This window comes from Streptomyces sp. NPDC050617 (assembly GCF_040654795.1).
GTDB lineage: Bacteria > Actinomycetota > Actinomycetes > Streptomycetales > Streptomycetaceae > Streptomyces.
Window position 1 is genome coordinate 1 of the sequence record NZ_JBFAIS010000024.1, and the last position, 20920, is coordinate 20920.

Below are 20920 nucleotides of genomic sequence, written 5' to 3' on the forward strand. Positions count from 1 at the left end.
GTACCGGCTCGGGGTGGACGGCGGCGCTCATGGCCCACCGCGCCGGAGAGCGGAACGTGACCTCCGTAGAGGTGGACGAGGCCGTGGCGGACGGGCCCTTCGGCAGACCCGCCAGCTGCGCGGAGATCCGCTCGATGTCCGCGTCCGCCTTGGCCAGCCGCGTACGGATCTTCTCGACGACCTGGTCGGGCGCCTTGGCCAGGAACGCCTCGTTGCCGAGCTTCCCCGTGGCCTGCGCCTTCTCCTTCTCCGCCGCCGCGAGGTCCTTCGTCAGCCGCTTGCGCTCCGCCTCGACGTCGATCGTGCCGGACAGGTCCAGGGCCACGCTCGCGCCGGCCACCGGCAGGGAGGCGGTGGCGGCGAAGCCCTCGCCCGCGGGCTGGAGGCGCAGCAGCGAACGCATCGCCGCCTCGTGCGCGACCAGCGCCGTCCCCGCCAGCTCCAGTTGGGCCGGGACCTTCTGGCCCGGCTGGAGGCCCTGGTCGGCGCGGAACCGGCGGACCTCCGTGACGACCTGCTGGACGAGCTCGATCTCCCGCTCGGCCGCCGCGTCCCGGAAGCCGGAGTCGGCGGGCCACTCGGCGACGACGATCGACTCGCGCCCGGTCAGCGCGGTCCACAGCGACTCGGTGACGAACGGGACGATCGGGTGCAGCAGCCGCAGCGTGACGTCCAGCACCTCGCCCAGCACGCGCCGCGAGACGTCGGCCGCCGGGCCGCCCGCCTGGAAGGTGGTCTTGGACATCTCGACGTACCAGTCGAAGACCTCGTCCCACGCGAAGTGGAAGAGGGAGTCCGAGAGCTTCGCGAACTGGTAGTCGTCGTAGTAGGCGTCCACCTCGGCGACGACGGTGCCCAGCCGGGAGAGGATCCACCGGTCCGGCGCCGACAGCTGCTCGACGGGCGGCAGGTCGCCCTCGACGGTCGCGCCGTTCATCAGCGCGAAGCGCGTGGCGTTCCAGATCTTGTTGGCGAAGTTCCGGGACCCCTGGACCCAGTCCTCGCCGATCGGCACGTCCGTGCCGGGGTTGGCGCCGCGGGCCAGCGTGAAGCGGACGGCGTCGGAGCCGTACTTGTCCATCCAGTCCAGCGGGTTCACCGCGTTGCCGAAGGACTTCGACATCTTCTTGCCGCGCTCATCGCGGACCATTCCGTGCAGCACGATGGCGCGGAACGGCGGGGTGCCGTCCATCGCGTACAGCCCAAACATCATCATCCGCACGACCCAGAAGAACAGGATGTCGTAGCCGGTGACCAGGACCGAGTTCGGATAGAACTTCTCGACGCTCTCGGTCTTCTCGGGCCAGCCGAGCGTGGAGAACGGCCACAGCCCGGAGGAGAACCAGGTGTCCAGGACGTCCGTCTCCTGGTGCCAGCCCTCGCCGGACGGCGGCTCCTCGCCGGGGCCGACGCAGACCATCTCGCCGTTCGGCCCGTACCAGACGGGGATGCGGTGGCCCCACCAGAGCTGCCGGGAGATGCACCAGTCGTGGAGGTTGTCGACCCAGCCGAAGTAGCGGGACTCCATCTCCTGCGGGTGGATCGTCACCTCGCCGTCGCGGACGGACCTGCTCGCGGCCTCCGCGAGCGGGCCGACCTTGACCCACCACTGCATGGACAGCCGCGGCTCGATGGTCGTCTTGCACCGCGAGCAGTGGCCGACCGAGTGGGTGTACGGGCGCTTCTCCGCGACGATCCGGCCCTCGGCGCGCAGCGCGCCGACGATGGCGCTGCGGGCCTCGAAGCGGTCCAGCCCCTCGAACGGACCGGCGGCGGTGATCACGCCGCGCTCGTCGAGGACGGCGAGGTTCGGCAGGTCGTGGCGGCGGCCGATCTCGAAGTCGTTCGGGTCGTGGGCCGGGGTGACCTTCACGGCGCCCGTGCCGAACTCCGGGTCGACGTGCTCGTCGGCGACGATCGGGATGCGGCGGCCGGTCAGCGGCAGCTCGATCTCCGTGCCGACCAGGTGGCGGTAGCGGTCGTCGTCGGGGTGGACGGCGACGGCGGTGTCGCCGAGCATCGTCTCGGCGCGGGTCGTCGCGACGACGATGGCGTTCTCGCCCTCGCCGTAGCGGATGGAGACCAGCTCGCCGTCGTCGTCCTGGTACTCGACCTCGATGTCGGAGATCGCGGTCAGGCAGCGGGGGCACCAGTTGATGATGCGCTCGGCGCGGTAGATCAGCTCGTCGTCGTAGAGCCGCTTGAAGATGGTCTGGACGGCCGTGGAGAGGCCGTCGTCCATCGTGAAGCGCTCGCGGGACCAGGCGACGCCGTCGCCGAGCCGCTTCATCTGGCCGGAGATCTGGCCGCCGGACTCGTTCTTCCACTGCCAGACGCGCTCGACGAACGCCTCGCGCCCGAGGTCGTGGCGGGACTTGCCCTCCTTGGCCAGCTCGCGCTCCACGACGTTCTGCGTGGCGATGCCGGCGTGGTCCATGCCGGGCTGCCACAGCGTCTCGAAGCCCTGCATGCGCTTGCGGCGGGTGAGGGCGTCGATCAGCGTGTGCTCGAAGGCGTGGCCGAGGTGGAGGGAGCCGGTGACGTTGGGCGGCGGGATGACGACCGTGTACGGCGGCTTGTCGCTCTTCGCGTCCGCCTCGAAGTAACCGCGTTCTACCCAGCGCTCGTACAGCTTCCCCTCTACATCGGCCGGCGCGTACTGGGTCGGCAGTTCAGGGGTGCTGTTCGGCCCGCTGTCGGGGCGCTGCTGAGTGTTGTCGGTCACGGGGCAATTCTACGGGCCGCCGGTGCGCCGTTACGAACCAGTTACTGCCCCGCGGTAAAGGCCGTGTAAGCCGTCGGGGAGGATGAGGCTCATCTGTCACGTGCACGAAGTGAGAACAACGATGAGCAGCACCCAGCCGAGACCGTCCGACCAGTCGGGCCCCGAGCAGCAGCCTGCCGGCAGCGGCAGGAAGGGCCGGACGGTCGCACTGGCAGCCGGCGCGGTCGTCGTGGTCGCGGCGATCGTCGGCGGCATCGTCCTGCTGAACAGCGGAGACGACAAGGCCGAGGACTCCGCGAGCGCCACGGCGGACAGCGGAAAGAAGAAGGACGAGGCGAAGGACGAGGCGAAGAAGGGCGAGCCCGCGAAGTACGAGGGCAAGCGGTACCGGCTGACGACGCCGGAGACCGTGGCCGACGGCCTCAAGAAGGAGTCGGGCAGCGAGAACGAGAACGCGCCCGGCGCCGCCTTCCTCTCGGTCTTCGAGAAGCTGGGCGTGTCGAAGGCGCAGGGCGTCGGCGCCAGCTACAAGGGCGGCGAGAACCTCGGCAGCAAATGGCTCAAGTTCACCGGCGTCTACGGGGATGTGGCAGACCCCGAGAAGACGGTGGACCGGTACTTCGCCTCCATGGCGTCCGCCGGGGGCAAAAACACCGCGTCGGACAAGAGCGTGAAGTCGGAGTGGAAGGGCAGCCCGACGCGCCTCTCCGTCCCTGGTCTCGACGACGACGCCGTCCTGAAGTGCCAGAACGTCACGTACACGTCGGGCAAGGACGAGGCGGCGGGACGCAAGGGCATGTCCATGCCCAACTGTGTCTGGGCCGACCACACCACCGTGGGCATCCTGGTCCACTCGCACACCGCGTCCATGCTCGGCGAGGTCCCTCTTGAGACCGTCGGCGCGCTCAGCGCCAAGGTCCGCTCCGACGTCCGCGCCGAAATCACCTAACCACCTGCGCCAATCCAGTCGATCCACACGGGGAATCAGATGAGCTTCAACCAGCCGCCGCCGCAGCCCGGACCGCACGGGGGCGGGCAGCCCAATCCGTACGGGGGCGGCCAGCAGCCCCCTCAGCAGCCCAACCCCTACGCGCAGCAGCCGGGTTACGGCTACCCGCCGCAGAACGGCGCGACGCCGCCGCCCCCGCCGCAGCAGCAGCCGGGGCCCTACGGCCAGCCGCCGCAGCAGCCATACGGCCAGCCGCAGTACGGGCAGCAGCCCCCGTACGGCCCTCCGGGCATGCCGGGCCCGTACCAGCAGCCTCCGGGCGGCGGCCGGAACAAGGGCAAGGCGATAGCCCTGGCCGTCGGCGCGGTCGTCGTGGTGGCGGCCATCGTCGGGGGCATCGTCCTGCTCAACGGCGGTGACGACGACAAGGGCGGCAGCGAGGCGAAGGGCAAGGGCGGCGACAAGGGCAGCAGCTCCAGCGCCGGCCCGAGCTCTGGCTCCGGCTCCGGCTCCAAGGGGCTCGGCTCGGACAGCGGCAAGCAGTACAAGCTGACGACCCCGGCGACGGTCGCCGGCGGCTACGAGCGGGAGGGCGCCGGCAAGGACGAGAGCGACATGCCTCCGGCGCAGCGCGAGGCGCAGAAGAACCGGATACCGGGAATGACCGACAGCCATCCGGTGGCCGCCGAGTACCAGCGCGGCTCGGAGAAGGTGTCGTTCAACGGCCAGTACGGGCAGATCAGCAACCCGGAGGCCGCCGTCGACTACACCTTCGCCCTGGAGGAGAAGAACACGAAGGGCTCCACCTCGGTGAAGTTCACGCCGCAGGGCAGCCCCGAGAAGTTCACCCCGAACGGCGCCGACGATGCTGTCATGAAGTGCCAGGCGTACAAGCTCACCAAGACCGGGAGCACGAAGACGGTGTCGCTCCCGATCTGCGTCTGGGCGGACTCCAGCACGATCGGCGAGGTCATCCTCGCCGATCAGGTGAGCGGCCTGAGCGGCGGCAAGCCGCTCGAAGACGTCGCCGAACTCGCCGCCACGTTCCGCACGGACGCCCGCGCCGAGATCAGCTAGCAGCCGACACCAGCCCTGAGGGGGAATCAGATGAGCTTCAACCAGCCGCCGCCGCAGCAGCCCGGACCGTACGGAGGTGGGCAGCCCAATCCGTACGGGGGCGGCCAGCAGCCCCCTCAGCAGCCCAACCCCTACGCGCAGCAGCCGCCGCAGCCGGGTTACGGCTACCCGCCGCAGCAGCAGCCGGGCCCGTACGGTCAGCCGCCCCAGCAGCAGCCTTACGGGCAGCAGCCCCCGTACGGACAGCCCCCGTACGGCGGCCAGCCGCAGTACGGGCAGCCGCCGTTCCCGCCGCCGCCTCCGCCGCGCAACAAGAACAAGCTGATCGCCATGGTCGCGATCGGCGCCGTGGTGGTCGTCGGCGGCGGCGTGGCCGCGGCCGTCCTGCTGATGGGCGGCGATGACAGCGGCGGCGGTCAGGCGATGAAGCTCGTCACCCCGCAGACGCTGGACGGCGGCGCGTACAAGCTGAACGCCGACACCGATGCGCTCAAGGCGCAGGGCAGGAGCGTTCAGGACAGCATGCCCAAGGGCGCCACCTCCGTCCTCGGCAGCTACAAGCCCGCCGACAACCCCACGGCCTCGCTGTCGTTCTCCGGCGCGTACGGCACCATCGGCAGCCCCGAGAAGGTCAAGGACGGAATGTTCAAGGGCTTCGAGGGCGGGATGATGGGCACGACCGTGGTGCAGGATCGCCAGAAGTTCACCCCGAACGGCTCGGACGGCCCGACCGTCGAGTGCGAGGTCGTCAAGATCCAGAGCCGGGTCTACGCCCCGGCCTGCGTATGGGCCGAGAAGTCGAACGCGGCGATGGTCCTGTCGGTCGATACCAAGAACGTCAGCGAGGACTCCGTGGACCTCAAGGCGTTCGCGAAGACCACCGCGAGCATCTACAAGGACACTCGCAAGCCCGCCTGACGCGACGGCGCATGACGAAGGGGCGCCCGGTCCGTCGGACCGGGCGCCCCTTTCGGCTGTACTGGCAGGCGGCGCGCGCTACGCGCTCTTCTCGTGGCGCTCGTCCTTGCCGATGATGCGCGGCTCGCGGGGCACCAGCGTGGGGTTCACGTTGGAGTGCACGACCTCTTCGGTGATGACGACGCGGGCCACGTCCTTGCGGGACGGCACCTCGTACATCACCGACTGGAGGACCTCCTCCATGATGGCGCGCAGCCCGCGCGCGCCGGTGCCGCGCAGGATCGCCTGGTCGGCGATGGCCTCCAGCGCGGGCCGGTCGAACTCCAGCTCCACACCGTCGAGTTCGAACAGCCGTTGATACTGCTTGATGAGGGCGTTACGCGGCTCGACGAGAATCTGGAGCAGCGCCTCGCGGTCGAGGTTGTGCACGGAGGTGATGACCGGCAGCCGGCCGATGAACTCGGGGATCATCCCGAACTTCACCAGGTCCTCCGGCATGACCTCCTGGAACTGGTCGCTGGCCTCGATCTCGCGCTTCGAGCGGATGGTGGCGCCGAAGCCGATGCCCTTGGCGCCCGCCCGCGACTCGATGATCTTCTCCAGACCGGCGAACGCGCCGCCCACGATGAAGAGCACGTTCGTGGTGTCGATCTGGATGAATTCCTGGTGCGGGTGCTTGCGGCCGCCCTGAGGCGGAACCGAGGCGGTGGTGCCCTCCAGGATCTTCAGCAGGGCCTGCTGGACGCCCTCGCCGGAGACATCGCGGGTGATCGACGGGTTCTCGCTCTTGCGGGCGACCTTGTCGATCTCGTCGATGTAGATGATGCCGGTCTCGGCCTTCTTGACGTCGTAGTCGGCGGCCTGGATCAGCTTGAGCAGGATGTTCTCGACGTCCTCGCCGACATAGCCGGCCTCCGTGAGCGCGGTCGCGTCGGCGATCGCGAACGGGACGTTGAGCATCCGGGCCAGCGTCTGTGCGAGCAGGGTCTTGCCGGAGCCGGTGGGTCCGAGCAGCAGGATGTTGGACTTCGACAGCTCGATGCCGTCGTCCCGGTTGCCCGCGTTCTCGCCCGCCTGAACCCGCTTGTAGTGGTTGTAGACCGCGACTGACAGTGCCTTCTTCGCCGGCTCCTGGCCGACGACGTAACCCTCGAGGAACTCGTAGATCTCGCGCGGTTTGGGGAGCTCCTCCCACCGCACCTCGGAGGTCTCAGCGAGCTCTTCCTCGATGATCTCGTTGCAGAGGTCGATGCACTCGTCGCAGATGTACACACCAGGACCCGCGATGAGCTTCTTCACCTGCTTCTGGCTCTTTCCGCAGAACGAGCACTTGAGCAGGTCGCCGCCGTCACCAATGCGTGCCACGAGGTGCTTCCCCTTCGCCTGGGATCCGCCCTGTTCTGCGGACCCGGGTGCTTGCCTATCGACGGTACCTTGCCGGGCCCCCCGTGCGGGCCCCCCTTGGACCGACTCGGTCCAAGGGGGATACCAGCGGCACAGCGATCAAACGGAAACGGAACTCTTCCGGGTCGAGACGATCTGGTCGACCAGACCGTACGCGAGGCACTCCTCGGCCGTGAGGATCTTGTCGCGCTCGATGTCGTCGCGGATCTTCTCGATCGGCGTCGTCGAGTGCTTGGCCAGCAGATCCTCCAGCTGCGCACGCATCCGCAGGATTTCGTTGGCCGCGATCTCCAGGTCGGAGACCTGGCCGCGGCCGGTCTCGCTGTACGGCTGGTGGATCAGGATACGGGCGTTGGGCAGCGCCATCCGCTTGCCCGGCGTGCCCGCGGCGAGCAGCACGGCCGCGGCGGACGCCGCCTGGCCCATGCAGACCGTCTGGATGTCCGGCTTCACGAACTGCATCGTGTCGTAGATGGCGGTCAGCGCGGTGAACGAGCCGCCGGGCGAGTTGATGTAGATCGAGATGTCGCGGTCCGGGTCCATCGACTCCAGGCACAGCAGCTGCGCCATGACGTCGTTGGCGGAGGCGTCGTCGATCTGGACGCCGAGGAAGATCACCCGCTCCTCGAAGAGCTTCGCGTACGGGTCGTACTCGCGCACGCCCTGCGAGGTGCGCTCCACGAAGCGCGGAACGATATAGCGGGACTCCGCCGCGGGGCCGGTGTACAGGCCGCTGCCGGGGTTGCTGTTCATCTGCGTGTTCACCATCCTGGTGGCGTTCGGTGGGCTGGAGGTCGGCTGTCAGGCGTCCGGGTGCTCAGGCCCCGGTGCCGCCCCCGCCCGGAATGTTCGCCGCGGCCTGGTAGACGCCGTCGATCAGGCCGTACTCCTTGGCCTCCTCGGCGGAGAACCAGCGGTCGCGGTCGGAGTCGCGCGTGACCTGCTCGACGGTCTGGCCGGTGTGGAGGGCGGTGAGCTCCGCCATCCGCTTCTTGGTGTGCAGCAGCCGCTCGGCGTGGATCTTGATGTCCGAGGCGGAGCCCGCGAGGCCCGCGGAGGGCTGGTGGATCAGGATCTCGGCGTTGGGCAGCGCGAACCGCTTGCCCGGCGTGCCGGCGCTGAGCAGGAACTGGCCCATCGAGGCGGCGAGGCCCATGGCGATGGTGACCACGTCGTTCTTGATGTACTGCATGGTGTCGTAGATCGCCATGCCGGCCGAGATCGAACCGCCCGGACTGTTGATGTAGAGGAAGATGTCCTTGTCCGGGTCCGCGGCAAGGAGGAGCAGCTGCGCCGTGATCTTGTTGGCGATGTCGTCGTCGACCGGCTGGCCGAGGAAGATGATCCGTTCCCCGAGCAGTCGGTTGTAGACCTGGTCGCCGAGGCCACCGAAGCTCGGCTCGCCGGCGGCGGCGGAAGGCATCAGATTCGTCACGTATCCACCTGCTCGTTGTTCGACGGCCGCGTGCCGTCTCAGCGTCTCTTCTTCTCGGGCGGGGGTCGGGCCGGCCGTTCGGTGCTCCGCGCCGCGCTTCCGTGGACTCCCCTGCCCGCGTATCTACGGACCCTAACGCGCTGGTCGGCGGCGGCCATCCCGCATCAGGAACTGTTCGCTCTGAGCGCAGGTTCCAGAGCCCTCACGGGGCCGTTCCGCCCCGCCCTATACGTACGGGCCCGAACGCGCGAACACGTCCGGACCCGTACGTACGAGCTGTGGGCCAGCGGGGCTCAGCCCTCGGACTTGGCCTCGGCCGGGGCGTCGGTCTCCGCGGCCTCGTCGGCGGCGTCAGCACCTTCGGTGCCTTCGACGGTTTCGGCCGTCTCGTCCTCGTCGTCCAGGTCCACGGTCTCGCCGTTGCTGTCCTTGACCGTGGCGGCCTCGACGACGACCGCGAGGGCCTTGCCGCGGGCGACCTCGCCGACGAGCATCGGCACCTGGCCGCCCTCGACGACGGCCTGGGCGAACTGGTCGGGGCTCATGCCGGAGGACTGCGCACGGCGCATCAGGTGCTCGGTGAGCTCCTCCTGGCCGACCGACAGCTTCTCCTTGTTGACGAGCTCGTCCAGGATGAACTGGGTCTTGATGCCCTTCTCGGCCTGCTCCTTGGTCTCGGCGTCGAACTCTTCCTCGGTCTTGCCCTGGATCTCCAGGTACTTGGCGAGGTCGAGGCCCATCTGGCCGAGCTGGTGGTTCACGAGGTTGTGCTTGCGGGTCTCGATCTCGTCCGCGAGCAGCTTCTCGGGGATCGGCACCTCGGCGAGCCCGAGCAGCTCGTCCAGGACCTTCTCCTGGGCCTGGGTGGCCTGGTCGTACTTCTTCATCTGCTCAAGGCGCTTGCGGCTGTCGGCGCGCAGCTCCTCCAGCGTGTCGAACTCGCTCGCCAGCTGGGCGAAGTCGTCGTCCAGCGCGGGCAGTTCGCGGGACTTGACGGCGGTGACGTCGACCTTGACCTCGGCCTCCTTGCCCTCGGCGCTGCCGCCCTTGAGCTCGGAGGTGAAGGTCGCGGAGCCGCCGGCCTCAAGGCCCGTGACGGCCTCGTCGATGCCGTCCAGCAGCTGGCCGGAGCCGATGGTGTAGTCGACGCCCTGCGCGACGCCGTCCTCCAGCACCTCGCCGTCGACCTTGGCCTCCAGGTCCACCACGACGATGTCGCCCTCGGCGGCGGCGCGCTCGACCGGGGAGGTCGTGGCGAAGCGCTCGCGGAGCTGCTCGACCGACTTGTCGACGTCGTCGTCCGAGACCTCGACGGCGTCGACGGTGACCTCGATGCCGGAGTAGTCCGGGATCTCGATGGCCGGGCGGATGTCCACCTCGGCGGTGAAGGCCAGCAGCTCGCCGTCCTTCAGCTCGGTGATGTCGACCTCCGGCTGGCCGAGGGGGTTGAGCTCACCCTCGTTGACCGCCTCGGTGTAGAACTTCGGGAGGGCGTCGTTGACGGCCTCCTCCAGCACCGCACCGCGGCCGAACCGCTGGTCGATGACGCGGGCCGGGATCTTGCCCTGACGGAAGCCCTTCACCGTGACCTGCTGGTTGATCTTCTTGTACGCCGCGTCGAGGCTGTCCTTGAGCTCCTCGAAGGGCACCTCGACAGTGAGCCGAACCCGAGTCGGGTTCAGGGTCTCCACGGCGCTCTTCACGGTTCGGTCTCCTTGGGGCTGACTTCTGGGGTTCTGCTGAGGTTCAGCGATTCTGCTGGGTTCAGCTGATCGCGCCCGGGATAGAGACACACGGACGCGCAGCTTGCATAGTAACCGCAAGCGCCTGGGCGCCCATAATGTGATCTTGCTGGTCGGGGTGGCCGGATTCGAACCGACGACCTTCCGCTCCCAAAGCGGACGCGCTACCAAGCTGCGCCACACCCCGTCGGTGCGACACGTAGGGTACATGCCCGCGGGGGCGTCGGACGCCGCTTATTCGCGCGGGGTCCGCGGCACGCGTCGCCCCGTGCGCGGGGGCGTGTGCGAGGCGGGCTCCGGACCCGCTAGGATGCACTGCGTGCCGCACGGTCTTTCGGGACCGGCCTCCCCGGAGGGTTCGGCGGCGCTCGCGGGCGTAGCTCAATGGTAGAGCCCCAGTCTTCCAAACTGGCTACGCGGGTTCGATTCCCGTCGCCCGCTCCATTCGATCCCCGGCCCGGTCCGCGATGCGTTCGCGGTCCGGGCCGGAGTCGTTTCGCGGCTCGTGCGCGAACAGGCCGCGGACAGGTCGCGGACAGATTTGCGGTCAGGTTTGCGGGCGGGTTTCCGGGCAACGAGGAGAAGAGGGGTCGGCACGCCGTGGCCGGGCGGTGTGCGGGTGGCGTGAATCGCCGGGGCCCGCGGCGCGCCTCATTAGGGTGGCTGTATGGAGATCTGGCTCAATCCCGCGTGCTCGAAGTGCCGTTCGGCGGTGCGGCTGCTCGACGAGGAAGGCGCGGACTACACCGTGCGCCGCTATCTGGAGGACCCGCCGAGCGCGGCGGAGCTGCGGGAGGTACTGGGGCGGCTCGGGCTGGAGCCGTGGGACATCACGCGCACGCAGGAGGCGGCCGCGAAGGAGCTGGGGCTCGCCGACTGGCCGCGCGAGGCGGATCGGCGCGACCGGTGGATCGAGGCGCTGGCCGCGCACCCGAAGCTGATCCAGCGGCCCATCATCACCGCGGACGACGGCAGCGCGGCCGTGGCGCGGGACGCGGAGACCGTAAGGGACGTGCTCTCCCGGCAGCCGTAAGGGCGGCGGGGCGGCTGGTCAGAACTTGATGCCGTTGACGGTCTCGGCGATGGAGTTGAGGAACTTCTGTATCGACGGCGCCATCCCCGTGGAGGCGAGGAAGAAGCCGAAGAGCATCGCGACGATCGCCGGCCCGGCCTTGAGGGAGCCCCCACGCATGAGCACTACCAGGACAATTGCCAACAGAAGCACCACAGATAGCGAAATGGCCACAACTGATCACACCCTCGGTCGGAATCCGTCACGCCGGCCCGGGAGACATACTGCCCCGCACAGCCCCCGCGGCAACCATGGTGCCACCAACTTGCCCGCCGTTGGAGTCGGGTGACGGAAGGTCGGCCATCCGCGTGTCGCGGTTCCGGATGGCGCGAACCCATGGGCCGTACGGGCGCCGGCCCATGGGACGGTATTCGGCCGACCTGGCGCATTGACTCAGATCGGCCTGATCATTTCGCTTCGCAAACCATGACGTTCTCGAACACAGCGGGATATTCCTGATACCGAACAAGCTGATCTTTTGCCCCTTTTGGGGAGGACGGGCCGCCTCAAAGGGCCCGGAACGGACGAGATCTAGCCGCCGTGCGGGGAATTGATGAATACCCGGTGAATATCCCTGGACAAAGTTTTACGCATTCGGGGTTTCGCCACTAGGGTGCCTCAAATGTTCCACGCGGCCATGCCCCCCGTACGCACAGTGGACTCGACGCCCGAAAGGCAGAACGCCCCCGCGCCGCCCGCGGCTCCGAAGGCCGGGCAGCGCGACCCCTTCTTCGACAACGCGAAGTATCTGGCGATAGTTCTCGTCGCCATGGGCCACGCGTGGGAGCCCCTCACGCACGGCGGCCGCGCGGCCATGGCGCTCTATATGACCGTCTACGCCTTCCATATGCCGGCCTTCATCCTCATCTCCGGCTATTTCTCCCGGAGTTTCGACCTCAGCCCGGCCAAGCTCAAGCGGCTGATCACCGGGGTGGCCGTGCCGTACGTGATCTTCGAGGTCGCGTACACGCTCTTCCAGCACTGGGCGGACGACTCCCCTCCGGAGGCCATCAGCCTCACCAACCCCTGGTATCTGAACTGGTTCCTGGCCGCGCTCTTCATCTGGCGGCTGACCACGCCCATCTGGAAGCTCGTCCGCTGGCCGGTGCCGCTGTCGCTGGTGATCGCGGTGCTCGCCGCCATGTCCCCGCACGTCGGCAGCGACTTCGACATGAAGCGGGTGCTCCAGTTCCTGCCGTTCTTCGTGATAGGGCTCCATCTCAAGCCGGAGCACTTCCAGTTGGTCCGGCGCAGAGCGGTGCGGATCGCGGCCGTGCCGGTGGCGCTCTGCGCGGTCGTCTTCGCCTACTGGGCCGCGCCCCGGATGAACAGCGCGTGGTTCTACCACAATTCGGCCGTGCAGGACCTGGGCGTCTCCATGTGGACCGCGCCCGTCATGGAGCTGGCCCTCTTCGGCTGCGCCATGGTGCTCACGGCCGCCTTCCTGGCCCTGGTCCCGAGGCGGCGGACATGGTTCACGGCGCTCGGCGCGGGGACCCTGTACGGGTATCTGCTGCACGGCTTCGTGATCAAGCTGTCCCGCTGGTGGGGCTGGTACGACGAGCACCCGTGGGTGCGCACCCCGCTGGGCGAGATCGTGGTGACGGTCCTCGCGATCGCGATGATCACAGTGCTGTGCTCGCCGCCGGTGCGGAAGGTGTTCCGGTTCGCCATGGAGCCGAAGATGGCGTGGGCGTTCCGGAAGGACGCCGCGGAGCCGGCACGGGCCCGTACCCGTACCGGCTCCTGACTCGTACGTGCGTACCGGCTCCTGAGACTTACGTCCGTACCGCCGCCGGTCAGCGCCGGCGCAGCACCGCGCGGGCGGGCAGCGAGGTCGCCGCGAGGCCCAGCACCACGGCCGCTCCCGCGAAGCTCCCATAGAGGGCCGGCGGTATGTAGGGGCCCGCGCCGGTGAGGCCGCGCATCATCGGTACGAGCGTGGCGAGCGCGATCGCCGTGCCGAGCACGATGCCCGCGAGAGCCACCAGCAGCGCCTCCCAGCGGACCATGCCGAGCACCTGGCGGCGGGTGGAGCCGATGAGCCGCAGCGTGCCGAGTTCGCGGCGGCGGTCGAAGACGGTCATCACCAGGGTGTTGACGGCGGCGACGGCCGCGAAGCCGCCGAGCACCGCGGCCATCAGGGTGTTGGCCCAGGCGGAGACCTCGCGGTCCCGGTCCTCGGCGGCCGCGTACCCCGCGCGGTCCGTCACGTCGCCGAGGGGCGCGAGCTTCCCGGCGACCTGCCGCGCGTCGGCGCCGCGCGCGTCCCGTACCAGCACGCCGCTGTCGAAGCCCGCGGTGACGTGCGGGGCCAGGGCCGTACGGTCCATGGTGACCTGGGAGACGCCGAGCCCCCGGCCGTAGGTCGCGACGATCTCGGGGCGGGCCTTCGTGCCGTCCGGCAGGACCAGGGAGATCCGGTCGCCGACCTGCACTTCGGCGCTGGAGGCGAGGTTGGCGTCGATCGCGGCCTTGCCCGGGCCCAGGGCGTCGAGGCTGCCGCCGCGGACGTCGAGGTCCTGGACGGCGCGCAGGTCGGCGCCGGTGCCGCCGACGCCCTGCGCGGAGGCGGTCAGCGGCCCGTCGGTCGCCGAGGACGTGTAGAGCACGCTCGTGCGGAGCAGGCCGACGGCCGTCTCGACGCCGGGGACCGCCGCGGCCTTCGCCGCCGTGCCGGCCGGCAGCCCGCCGGGCGCGGAGATCACATGGTCGGCGGTGATGCCGGCGCGCTGCTGCGCCTGGCGGGCGTGGTCCTCGCTGGTGTGCATGAACACCAGCGTCGAGGCGAAGGCCATGGCCAGCACGATCGGGGTGATCGCGGAGGCCAGGCGGCGCGAGTTGGCGCGGGAGTTGACGGAGGCGAGGTGCGCGGCGGCGGGTCCGGCCCGCATCGGCAGGCCGATGAGGCAGGCGCACAGGCGGGCCACGAGCGGGCCGAGCAGCCCGACGCCGAGCATGAAGAGCATGACGATGCCGGAGGCGGTGTTGGCCGCGTCGTCGCCGGTCAGGGTGGCCGCGACGATGGCCAGGGCGACGCCGCCGGCGAGGGCCGCGACGCCGAGGACCGTACGGACGGCGCCGGGGCGGGAGCGTTCCACGGCGGCTTCGCCGAGGGCCTGGCCGGGCTTGATGCGGGCGGGTCGGCGGGCGGCGGCGGCCCCGGCGCCGAGCGCGGTGAGCAGGCCCACGCCGACGGCGGCGGCGAGCGGGATGCCGGAGACGGCGAGGTGCACGGCGTCCGGGACCGCGCCCTTCTCCTTCAGCTGCCCGAACCACCAGCGCGCGAGGGCGATGCCGGGCAGGCAGCCGAGCGCTCCGGCGAGGGGCGCGACGAGCAGCGCCTCGGCGGCGACGGAACGGCGGATCTGGCGCGGGGTGGCGCCGATGGCGCGCAGCAGCGCGAACTCGCGGGCCCGCTGGCCGACGGAGAGGGCGACGGTCCCGGCCGCGGTGAAGATCGCGACCATGGTCGCGATGCCGCCGAAGGAGCCGCCGAGCGCGATCAGCATTTCCTTGGACTGGGCGAGCGCGGGCTGTTCGACGGCGCCGCGGTCGTCGCCGGTGTGCACCTGGGCGGCCTTGCCGACGGCCTGCTCGACGGAGTGCGCGAGACGGCCCGCGGAGGTGCCGTCCGCGGGCAGCACGGCGACCGCGTCGATCTTGCCGGGGTGGCCGGAGAGTTGGACGGCCTGGGCGTCGGCGAGCCAGGCGGTGGGCGCGGCCGTATGGGCGGTACGTGTCGTACGGGCCGTACCGGCGACGGTGAGGTCGCGGGCGCCGCCGGGGGTGTCCAGGGTGACGCGGTCACCGGTCTCGGCGTGCGCGGCGCGGGCGGTGGCCTCGTCGAGGACGACCTGCCCGGGGCGCGGGGCACTGCCGGTGGCGAGTTCGGTGTGGGTGAAGGCGGTCGAGCCCCAGCCGTGGGCGGTGACGGGGGCGGTGCTCCCGGCAGCCTTGAGGTGCGCGGGGTAGGTGACATCCGCGATCGCCGCCGAGACGCCGGGGGCCTGCGCGATCGTGCGGGTGAGCGAGGCGTCGAGGCGGGCCGTGTCCGGGAGCGGCTCGGACTCCTTCTCGCGGTCCTCGCCGTGCCCGGTCACGTAGTGCGCCTTCTGGTCGGCGGCGGCCACCACGGGGGCCCCGGCGTACCGCTCGGGCGGCGCGGAGGCCCGTATGCCGGTCTCCAGGAGGATGCCGCAGGCCGAGACGATCATCGCGGCCATCAGCAGGGCGACGAAGGTCCCCACGAAGGACGCGGGTTTGAAGCGGACGGCCGCGCGGGCCAGTCCGTTGGTGCCCGCCTTGGGGGCGTTTGCCTGCTTGTTCACGCCGCCGCGCCCTCGAAGGAGCCCGGCCGGGCGGTGAGCGAGACCATCCGGCCGGCGATCTGGTCGGCGGAGGCGCGGTGGAGGCTGTCGGCGATGGAGCCGTCCGCGAGGAAGAGGACGCGGTCGGACCAGGCGGCGGCGACCGGGTCGTGGGTGACCATGACGACGGTGGCGCCCAGGGTGTCGACGGCGTGCCGGAGCAGGCCGAGCACCTCGGCCGCGGTGCCGGTGTCGAGCGCGCCGGTGGGCTCGTCCGCGAAGACGACGTCCGGGCGGGTGATCAGGGCGCGGGCGATGGCGACGCGCTGCTGCTGGCCGCCGGAGAGCTCGCCGGGGCGGCGGGCGCTCTTGTCGCCGAGGCCCACCTGGGAGAGCACCTCCGCGGCGCGCCGTCGGTCGGCCCGCTCCCCCGCGAGACGCATCGGGAGGACTACGTTCTGCTCGACGGTCAGCGACGGGAGCAGGTTGAACGACTGGAAGACGAAGCCGAGGCGGCTGCGGCGCAGCTCGGTCAGCTTGTTCTCGTTCATGCCGGTGATCTCGGTGCCGCCGAGCCGTACGGAACCCTCGGACGGGCGGTCGAGCCCGGCCGCGCACTGGAGGAAGGTCGACTTGCCCGAGCCGGAGGGCCCCATCACGGCGGTGAAGCTGCCGCGCGGGAGGGCGAGGTCGAGGGAGCGCAGGGCGTGGACGGCGGATGTCCCGCGGCCGTAGCGGCGGGAGACCCCGCGCAGTTCGACGGCCCAGTCGCCGGTGCCCGCGGTGACGTCCGCCGCCCCCGGCGCACCGCCCCCGGCCCGGTCGTCACTCTGTCGCTTGCCGCGCAGCCCCATGGCCCCGCCTCTCGTCTCGTGGTTCCCGCACTGTGGTCGACATCGGAAACCTACGGTTCCGGCGCAGGTCAAGGCCATGGCGCCGACCGGTGGACCGGGGGTGGGGGCAGCACCACCAGAGGCGCTGGGCGTAACCACCCCAGAATCGTTTGGTAAACTAACTACTCGCCTTTTCTTGACTCCCCCTTGACCGAATGAACACCGTCCGGCCGAACTCTGGAGGAGCCATCGGACACGCAGACACCCTCATCGCCATGGGCGGCGCTTTTCTGGCGGCAGCCGTCCTCGCCCGCGTCGGAGGCCGCATCGGCCTGCCGACCATCCCCCTCTTCATCCTGGCCGGGATCCTCCTCGGCCCGCACACGCCCGGCATCGTGCTGGTCGCGGACCCGCACGACCTGGAGATGCTCTCCGCGCTCGGCCTGGTCCTGCTCCTCTTCTACCTCGGGCTCGAATTCCACCTGGACGACCTCAAGACCGGCGGCCGCAAGATGGCCCTGGCGGGCGGCGCGTATCTGGCGCTGAACGTCGGCGCGGGCCTGGCCTTCGGCTTCGCCACCGGCTGGGGCACCTCCGAGGCGCTGGTCCTCGCCGGTGTGCTCGGCATCTCCTCGTCCGCGATCGTCACCAAGGTCCTCGTCGACCTCGGCCGGCTCGGCAACGGCGAGACCAAGCCGATCCTCGGCATCATCGTGGTCGAGGACATCTTTTTGGCCCTCTACCTGGCCGCCCTCCAGCCGATCCTGTCGGGCGCGGACAGCCTGGCGTCGGCGGCGGGAGACGCGGCCAAGGCGTTCGGCTTCCTGCTGCTGCTCGCGGTCGCGGCCCGCTGGGGCACCCGGCTCATCGGCAAGCTGATGCACACCAAGGACGACGAGCTGCTCGTCATCTCGTTCCTGGGCGTCGCCGTCCTCGTCGCGGGCGTCTCCGAGTGGTTCGGGGTCGCGGACGCCATCGGCGCGTTCATGGTGGGTCTGATGCTCGGCAGTACGAGCTCGGGCGACCGCATCCGGACGCTGGTGCACCCGCTGCGCGACGCGTTCGGGGCGATCTTCTTCTTCGCGTTCGGGCTCTCGATCGACCCGGGCGACCTGCCGGGCGTGCTCGCGCCGGTGCTGATCGCGGTCGCGGTGACGCTGGTGATGAACGTGGCCGCGGGGCTCGTGGCCGCCCGCCTCTACGGCTTCGGCCCGCAGCCCGCAGCGAACATCTCCACGACGCTGCTGGCGCGCGGCGAGTTCGCGCTGATCCTCGCCACGATGGCCGCCGGGGCGGGGCTCGATCCGCAGCTCTCCCCGTTCATCGCGGGGTACGTGCTCGTCCTGGCCGTACTCGGCCCGCTGGCCGCCGGCCGCTCGGAGTGGCTCGCGCGGCTGCTGCCGGGCGGTCCCGCACAGCCGCCGGGCGGCGGCGGGGCGCTGTCGTCACCGGCCTCGGAGCGGGTGTGACGCACACCGGCCGGCCGACGGGTCGCGCGGGCCGACCGACGAGTTCGCGCGGGCCGGCCGGGGACTGCCGGCGGGCCCGTACGCGGCTCGGCTCCTGTCGCGGGCTCAGCCGGTGAGCTTGTCCAGGAAGGCGAACAGGTTGCCGCGCATGCGCGCGACCTGTTCCTCCACCGTCAGAGACTCCTCGAAGCGCCCGCCCGCCTGCGGCGTCTTCTTACCCCGGATGTAGAGGGAGCAGGCGAGGTCGGAGCAGATGTACTCGCCGACCGAGTCGCCCTGCCGCCCTGCCGGGCCGACCTTGCGGGCCGCCATCAACGACACGCCGTCGCCGGGGTGCGTGGTCAGGCAGAGCGAGCACATGCCGCGGTGGAGCAGGCCGCGCCGGCCGGCGGAGGCGCGCAGCGCCACGCCGGTCAGTTCGCCGCCGCGCTCGGCGACGAGGTAGCCGCGGTCGGGGGCTCCCTGGTCGCGCCAGCCCAGGAAGTCCAGGTCGTCCCAGCGCCGCTCGTCGAGGTCACGGGGGACCGCGAGCCGCTTCGCCTCTCCTTTGGAGCAATTGACGAACGACGCGCGGATGTCCTGCTCACTCACTGCCCTCATGGTTCGGACGCTAACAGCGCCTATTTCTATTAGGCAAACACTTAAAATGCTTAGGTTGGATGGCTCCCCGCCCCGCGTCTCTCCCCCTTGAGGACTCGTGATGCCCGTACCGACCGACCCCCTGACCCCGGCGCTGACGTCGCTGCGGGCGACCCGGTGGTTCACCGACGAACCCGTACGCGAGGAGCAGTTGCGTGCGGTGCTGGAGGCCGGGCGCTGGACCGGCTCGGCGCGCAACCGGCAGCCGTGGCGGTTCGTGGTGGTGCGCAGCGGAGCGATCCGCCGGCAGCTGGCGCGCCTGGGCGCGTACGCGGGGCATCTCGCCGCCGCGCCCGTGGTGATCGCGCTCGCGGTGGAGGAGACCGCGGGCGGGGAGGACGCGCAGTTCGACGCCGGGCGCGCGGCGCAGAACATGATGCTGGCCGCCCACGTCCAGGGGCTGGGCAGCTGCCCCGCGTCGTTCTTCCCCGCCGCGAACGCCGACCGGGCCGGGCCGCTGTGCCGGGTCGCGCCCCCGTGGCGGGTACGCACCGCCCTGTCCCTCGGGTATCCGGCTCCGGCGCCGGCCGGGAAGTCGGCGATCCCCACCGGGCGGCTGCCGCTGGCGGAACTGGTCACCGAGATCCCCGACGAACCGGCCGGCTGACGGCTGCCGGAAGGGGTGGCGCCCGTCGGCGCGGACCCTCGCCGCGCTTTCCGGGGCGGCGCGGCCTCCCCCGGCCCGTCCATGGACCGGGCCGGGGACGGGCCCGGCGCGTCAGCGGGCGCCGTTCGACCATGGCGCGAGGAGGTCGGCGACCCGCTGTACGGACGCGACGACGTCCGCGGTGTCGACGGCGGTGTAGCACAGCCGGAAGTAGCCCGGCTCGGCGCAGGACAGCAACTGGCCCGGCAGCAACTGCACTTGGGCGTAGGTGGCGATGTACCAGCGCAGCCACTCCTCCTCGCTGGAGATGTTCGGGAACAGGATCGGCAGGGCCGCCGTCCCCTGCTTCTCGGCGTCGGCGGCGAACGGCTCCGGTACGCGCTCGGGCTGCGGGAAGTGCGGCCCGATCTCCGGCGGGATCACGGCGGTGCCCCGCGGAGGCAGATAGGCGCGCAGGTCGAGCCAGAAGAACTGCGCGGCGTTCTGCCCTTCGCGGTAGCGGTACGGGAGGCGGCCACTGTCGAGCGCGGCGCGGGTTTCCTCGAACGCGGTCGTCAGCCAACCCCGGTATTGCCGCATCAATTCGAGGGGGTAGCTCTTTCCGCCGATCGTGGTCTTCAGCATCTTGCCGATGACGAAGTGTTTGAGCGAGTCGAACGGAGTGAACCAGGAGTAGCTGTTCTGCTTGTCCTTGATTCCCTTCATGGCCAGTTGGACCATCGGCGACCGTGAGATCACGATTCCGGCCTTGAGGCCCGACATTCCGAAGTCCTTGGCGAATCCCCAGACGACGTGGACGCGGTCCCGCGCCTCCGGATTGTTCTTGTACGCGGCCAGGGACAGGGCGCTGACGAACTCCGGTACGGCGCCGGTGAGCTGGGAATGCGCGTACATCTCGTCGGAGATGATGTGCATCCCCGTCTCGTTGAGGACCCACCGGTAGACGCTCTCCAGCAGGTCCTTGCTGTAGTTGTCGCCCAAGGGGTTGTTGGGGTTGGTGAGGACGAGCAGCTTCGGGGGTTCCGGCTGGGTCCGGTAGAAGTGCTGGATGTCCTCCAGTGTGAGGTCGAAGTGCTCTTCGCCCAGCTCACGGAGGTGTACGGGGACGCAGACCAGCTCGGGGCGCTGCTCGAAACACCAGTTGAAGCCCTGCCAGTAGGGGGCGGGGAGCAGCACGCGGTCGCCGTCGCGGAGGACGCCGCCTTCCCGGAGCGCGAATGCCAGGCATTCCAGGGCGGCCGATACGCCCGCGGTGCCGAAGACGTCGTCGGCGGTGAGGTCCTGGGAGAGCGCCGGGCGCAGCATCGCCGCGATATCGGCGCGGATTTCCGCACTCCCGTACGAGGGGGCGTACTTGACGTCCCGCTGCTCCAGGACGCCGAGCCGTTCGAATACGTTGTCCCGCAGCGACGGATAGACCAGGACGTTCTCCGCCGTCGCGAGGTTGACCACCTCGGGGTACAGCTCCTGGTGGACGGCGAGCCGCTGTTCCGGGTCGGCGGCCGCGGCGAGCAGCGCGGTGATCTCCTCGGGGCCGCGCCGCACCGCCTGGGCCGCCCCGGCTTCCCTGGCTTCCTTGCCTGCGTCCTTCGGGTTCACGTTCGAGGTCATCGCGGATTCCTCCCTGGACAGGTGGGACTTTCCGGGAAAGCCCCTGCCTTTCCCTATCTTTCGGGAAATCGCGGAGGATGAAAAGGAGGCGAATCGGTCGCGTGGCGCGGTGGCCGACGCGCCGATCGC

Annotated in this window: 17 protein-coding genes and 2 tRNA genes; 8 read left to right on the top strand and 11 right to left on the bottom strand. The window is 70.3% G+C overall.

Annotation, left to right across the window (positions count from 1 at the left end; genetic code table 11):
* Positions 1-2725, bottom strand: a 2725-nt coding sequence (locus tag AB0I49_RS27490) for a valine--tRNA ligase (protein ID WP_363229788.1), incomplete at its 3' end; no start/stop codon positions are given.
* A 121-nt stretch (positions 2726-2846) separates the two neighbouring features.
* Between AB0I49_RS27490 and AB0I49_RS27495 the strand changes: the two genes are divergently transcribed.
* The 3 genes from AB0I49_RS27495 to AB0I49_RS27505 are packed head-to-tail and all read left to right on the top strand — an operon-like array spanning position 2847 to position 5669.
* Complete coding sequence (locus AB0I49_RS27495; RefSeq protein ID WP_363229789.1) at positions 2847-3674, top strand: hypothetical protein; 828 nt, start codon at positions 2847-2849, stop codon at positions 3672-3674.
* Between the two features lie 39 nt (positions 3675-3713).
* On the top strand, positions 3714-4751 hold the full coding sequence (locus AB0I49_RS27500; protein ID WP_363229790.1) for a hypothetical protein: 1038 nt from the start codon (positions 3714-3716) through the stop codon (positions 4749-4751).
* 30 nt (positions 4752-4781) lie between these two features.
* Complete coding sequence (locus AB0I49_RS27505; protein WP_363229791.1) at positions 4782-5669, top strand: hypothetical protein; 888 nt, start codon at positions 4782-4784, stop codon at positions 5667-5669.
* 78 nt (positions 5670-5747) lie between these two features.
* On the opposite strand, the gene clpX is transcribed toward AB0I49_RS27505, so the two are convergent.
* From clpX to AB0I49_RS27530, 5 genes are all read right to left on the bottom strand, one after another.
* Positions 5748-7034 carry an ATP-dependent Clp protease ATP-binding subunit ClpX gene (clpX, locus tag AB0I49_RS27510; protein WP_363131806.1) on the bottom strand — a complete coding sequence of 429 codons (1287 nt, stop codon included), beginning with the start codon at positions 7032-7034 and terminating at the stop codon, positions 5748-5750.
* A gap of 138 nt (positions 7035-7172) precedes the next feature.
* Positions 7173-7841, bottom strand: coding sequence for an ATP-dependent Clp protease proteolytic subunit (locus AB0I49_RS27515; RefSeq protein ID WP_363229792.1), 669 nt, complete (start codon positions 7839-7841; stop codon positions 7173-7175).
* 49 nt (positions 7842-7890) lie between these two features.
* Complete coding sequence (locus AB0I49_RS27520; protein ID WP_363229793.1) at positions 7891-8508, bottom strand: ATP-dependent Clp protease proteolytic subunit; 618 nt, start codon at positions 8506-8508, stop codon at positions 7891-7893.
* Between the two features lie 293 nt (positions 8509-8801).
* The gene (gene tig / locus AB0I49_RS27525) at positions 8802-10211 is read right to left on the bottom strand and encodes a trigger factor (RefSeq protein WP_363229794.1); all 1410 of its coding nucleotides are present in this window, start codon (positions 10209-10211) and stop codon (positions 8802-8804) included.
* A 149-nt stretch (positions 10212-10360) separates the two neighbouring features.
* Positions 10361-10437, bottom strand: a tRNA-Pro gene (locus AB0I49_RS27530).
* Positions 10438-10620: 183 nt separating this feature from the next.
* Here AB0I49_RS27530 and AB0I49_RS27535 point away from each other — a divergent pair.
* Both AB0I49_RS27535 and AB0I49_RS27540 read left to right on the top strand, forming a co-directional pair.
* A tRNA-Gly gene (locus tag AB0I49_RS27535) sits at positions 10621-10694 on the top strand.
* A 223-nt stretch (positions 10695-10917) separates the two neighbouring features.
* A complete protein-coding gene (locus AB0I49_RS27540) occupies positions 10918-11283 on the top strand; it encodes an arsenate reductase family protein (protein WP_363229795.1) in 366 nt (121 codons plus the stop codon).
* 18 nt (positions 11284-11301) lie between these two features.
* Here AB0I49_RS27540 and AB0I49_RS27545 read toward each other — a convergent pair whose 3' ends face one another.
* Positions 11302-11496, bottom strand: a complete 195-nt coding sequence (locus tag AB0I49_RS27545) for a hypothetical protein (RefSeq protein WP_363229796.1) — start codon at positions 11494-11496, stop codon at positions 11302-11304.
* Positions 11497-11944: 448 nt separating this feature from the next.
* On the opposite strand from AB0I49_RS27545, the gene AB0I49_RS27550 reads away from it, so the two are divergent.
* On the top strand, positions 11945-13072 hold the full coding sequence (locus AB0I49_RS27550; protein WP_363229797.1) for an acyltransferase family protein: 1128 nt from the start codon (positions 11945-11947) through the stop codon (positions 13070-13072).
* Positions 13073-13121: 49 nt separating this feature from the next.
* On the opposite strand, the gene AB0I49_RS27555 is transcribed toward AB0I49_RS27550, so the two are convergent.
* Entirely contained in the window at positions 13122-15653 is a 2532-nt protein-coding gene (locus AB0I49_RS27555) for an FtsX-like permease family protein (protein WP_363229798.1), read from the bottom strand.
* The gene (locus AB0I49_RS27560; RefSeq protein ID WP_363229799.1) at positions 15650-16486 is read right to left on the bottom strand and encodes an ABC transporter ATP-binding protein; all 837 of its coding nucleotides are present in this window, start codon (positions 16484-16486) and stop codon (positions 15650-15652) included. The genes AB0I49_RS27555 and AB0I49_RS27560 overlap by 4 nt, the downstream gene beginning before the upstream one ends.
* A gap of 254 nt (positions 16487-16740) precedes the next feature.
* Between AB0I49_RS27560 and AB0I49_RS27565 the strand changes: the two genes are divergently transcribed.
* Positions 16741-17934, top strand: a complete 1194-nt coding sequence (locus tag AB0I49_RS27565) for a cation:proton antiporter (RefSeq protein WP_363229800.1) — start codon at positions 16741-16743, stop codon at positions 17932-17934.
* Positions 17935-18039: 105 nt separating this feature from the next.
* Here AB0I49_RS27565 and AB0I49_RS27570 read toward each other — a convergent pair whose 3' ends face one another.
* Entirely contained in the window at positions 18040-18534 is a 495-nt protein-coding gene (locus AB0I49_RS27570) for an FBP domain-containing protein (protein WP_363229801.1), read from the bottom strand.
* A gap of 100 nt (positions 18535-18634) precedes the next feature.
* Here AB0I49_RS27570 and AB0I49_RS27575 point away from each other — a divergent pair, with 100 nt between their 5' ends.
* A complete protein-coding gene (locus tag AB0I49_RS27575; RefSeq protein WP_363229802.1) occupies positions 18635-19180 on the top strand; it encodes a nitroreductase family protein in 546 nt (181 codons plus the stop codon).
* Between the two features lie 111 nt (positions 19181-19291).
* Here the strand turns inward: AB0I49_RS27575 and AB0I49_RS27580 are convergent, their stop codons facing one another.
* Positions 19292-20791, bottom strand: a complete 1500-nt coding sequence (locus AB0I49_RS27580; RefSeq protein WP_363229803.1) for a pyridoxal phosphate-dependent aminotransferase — start codon at positions 20789-20791, stop codon at positions 19292-19294.
* Positions 20792-20920 lie beyond the last annotated feature (129 nt).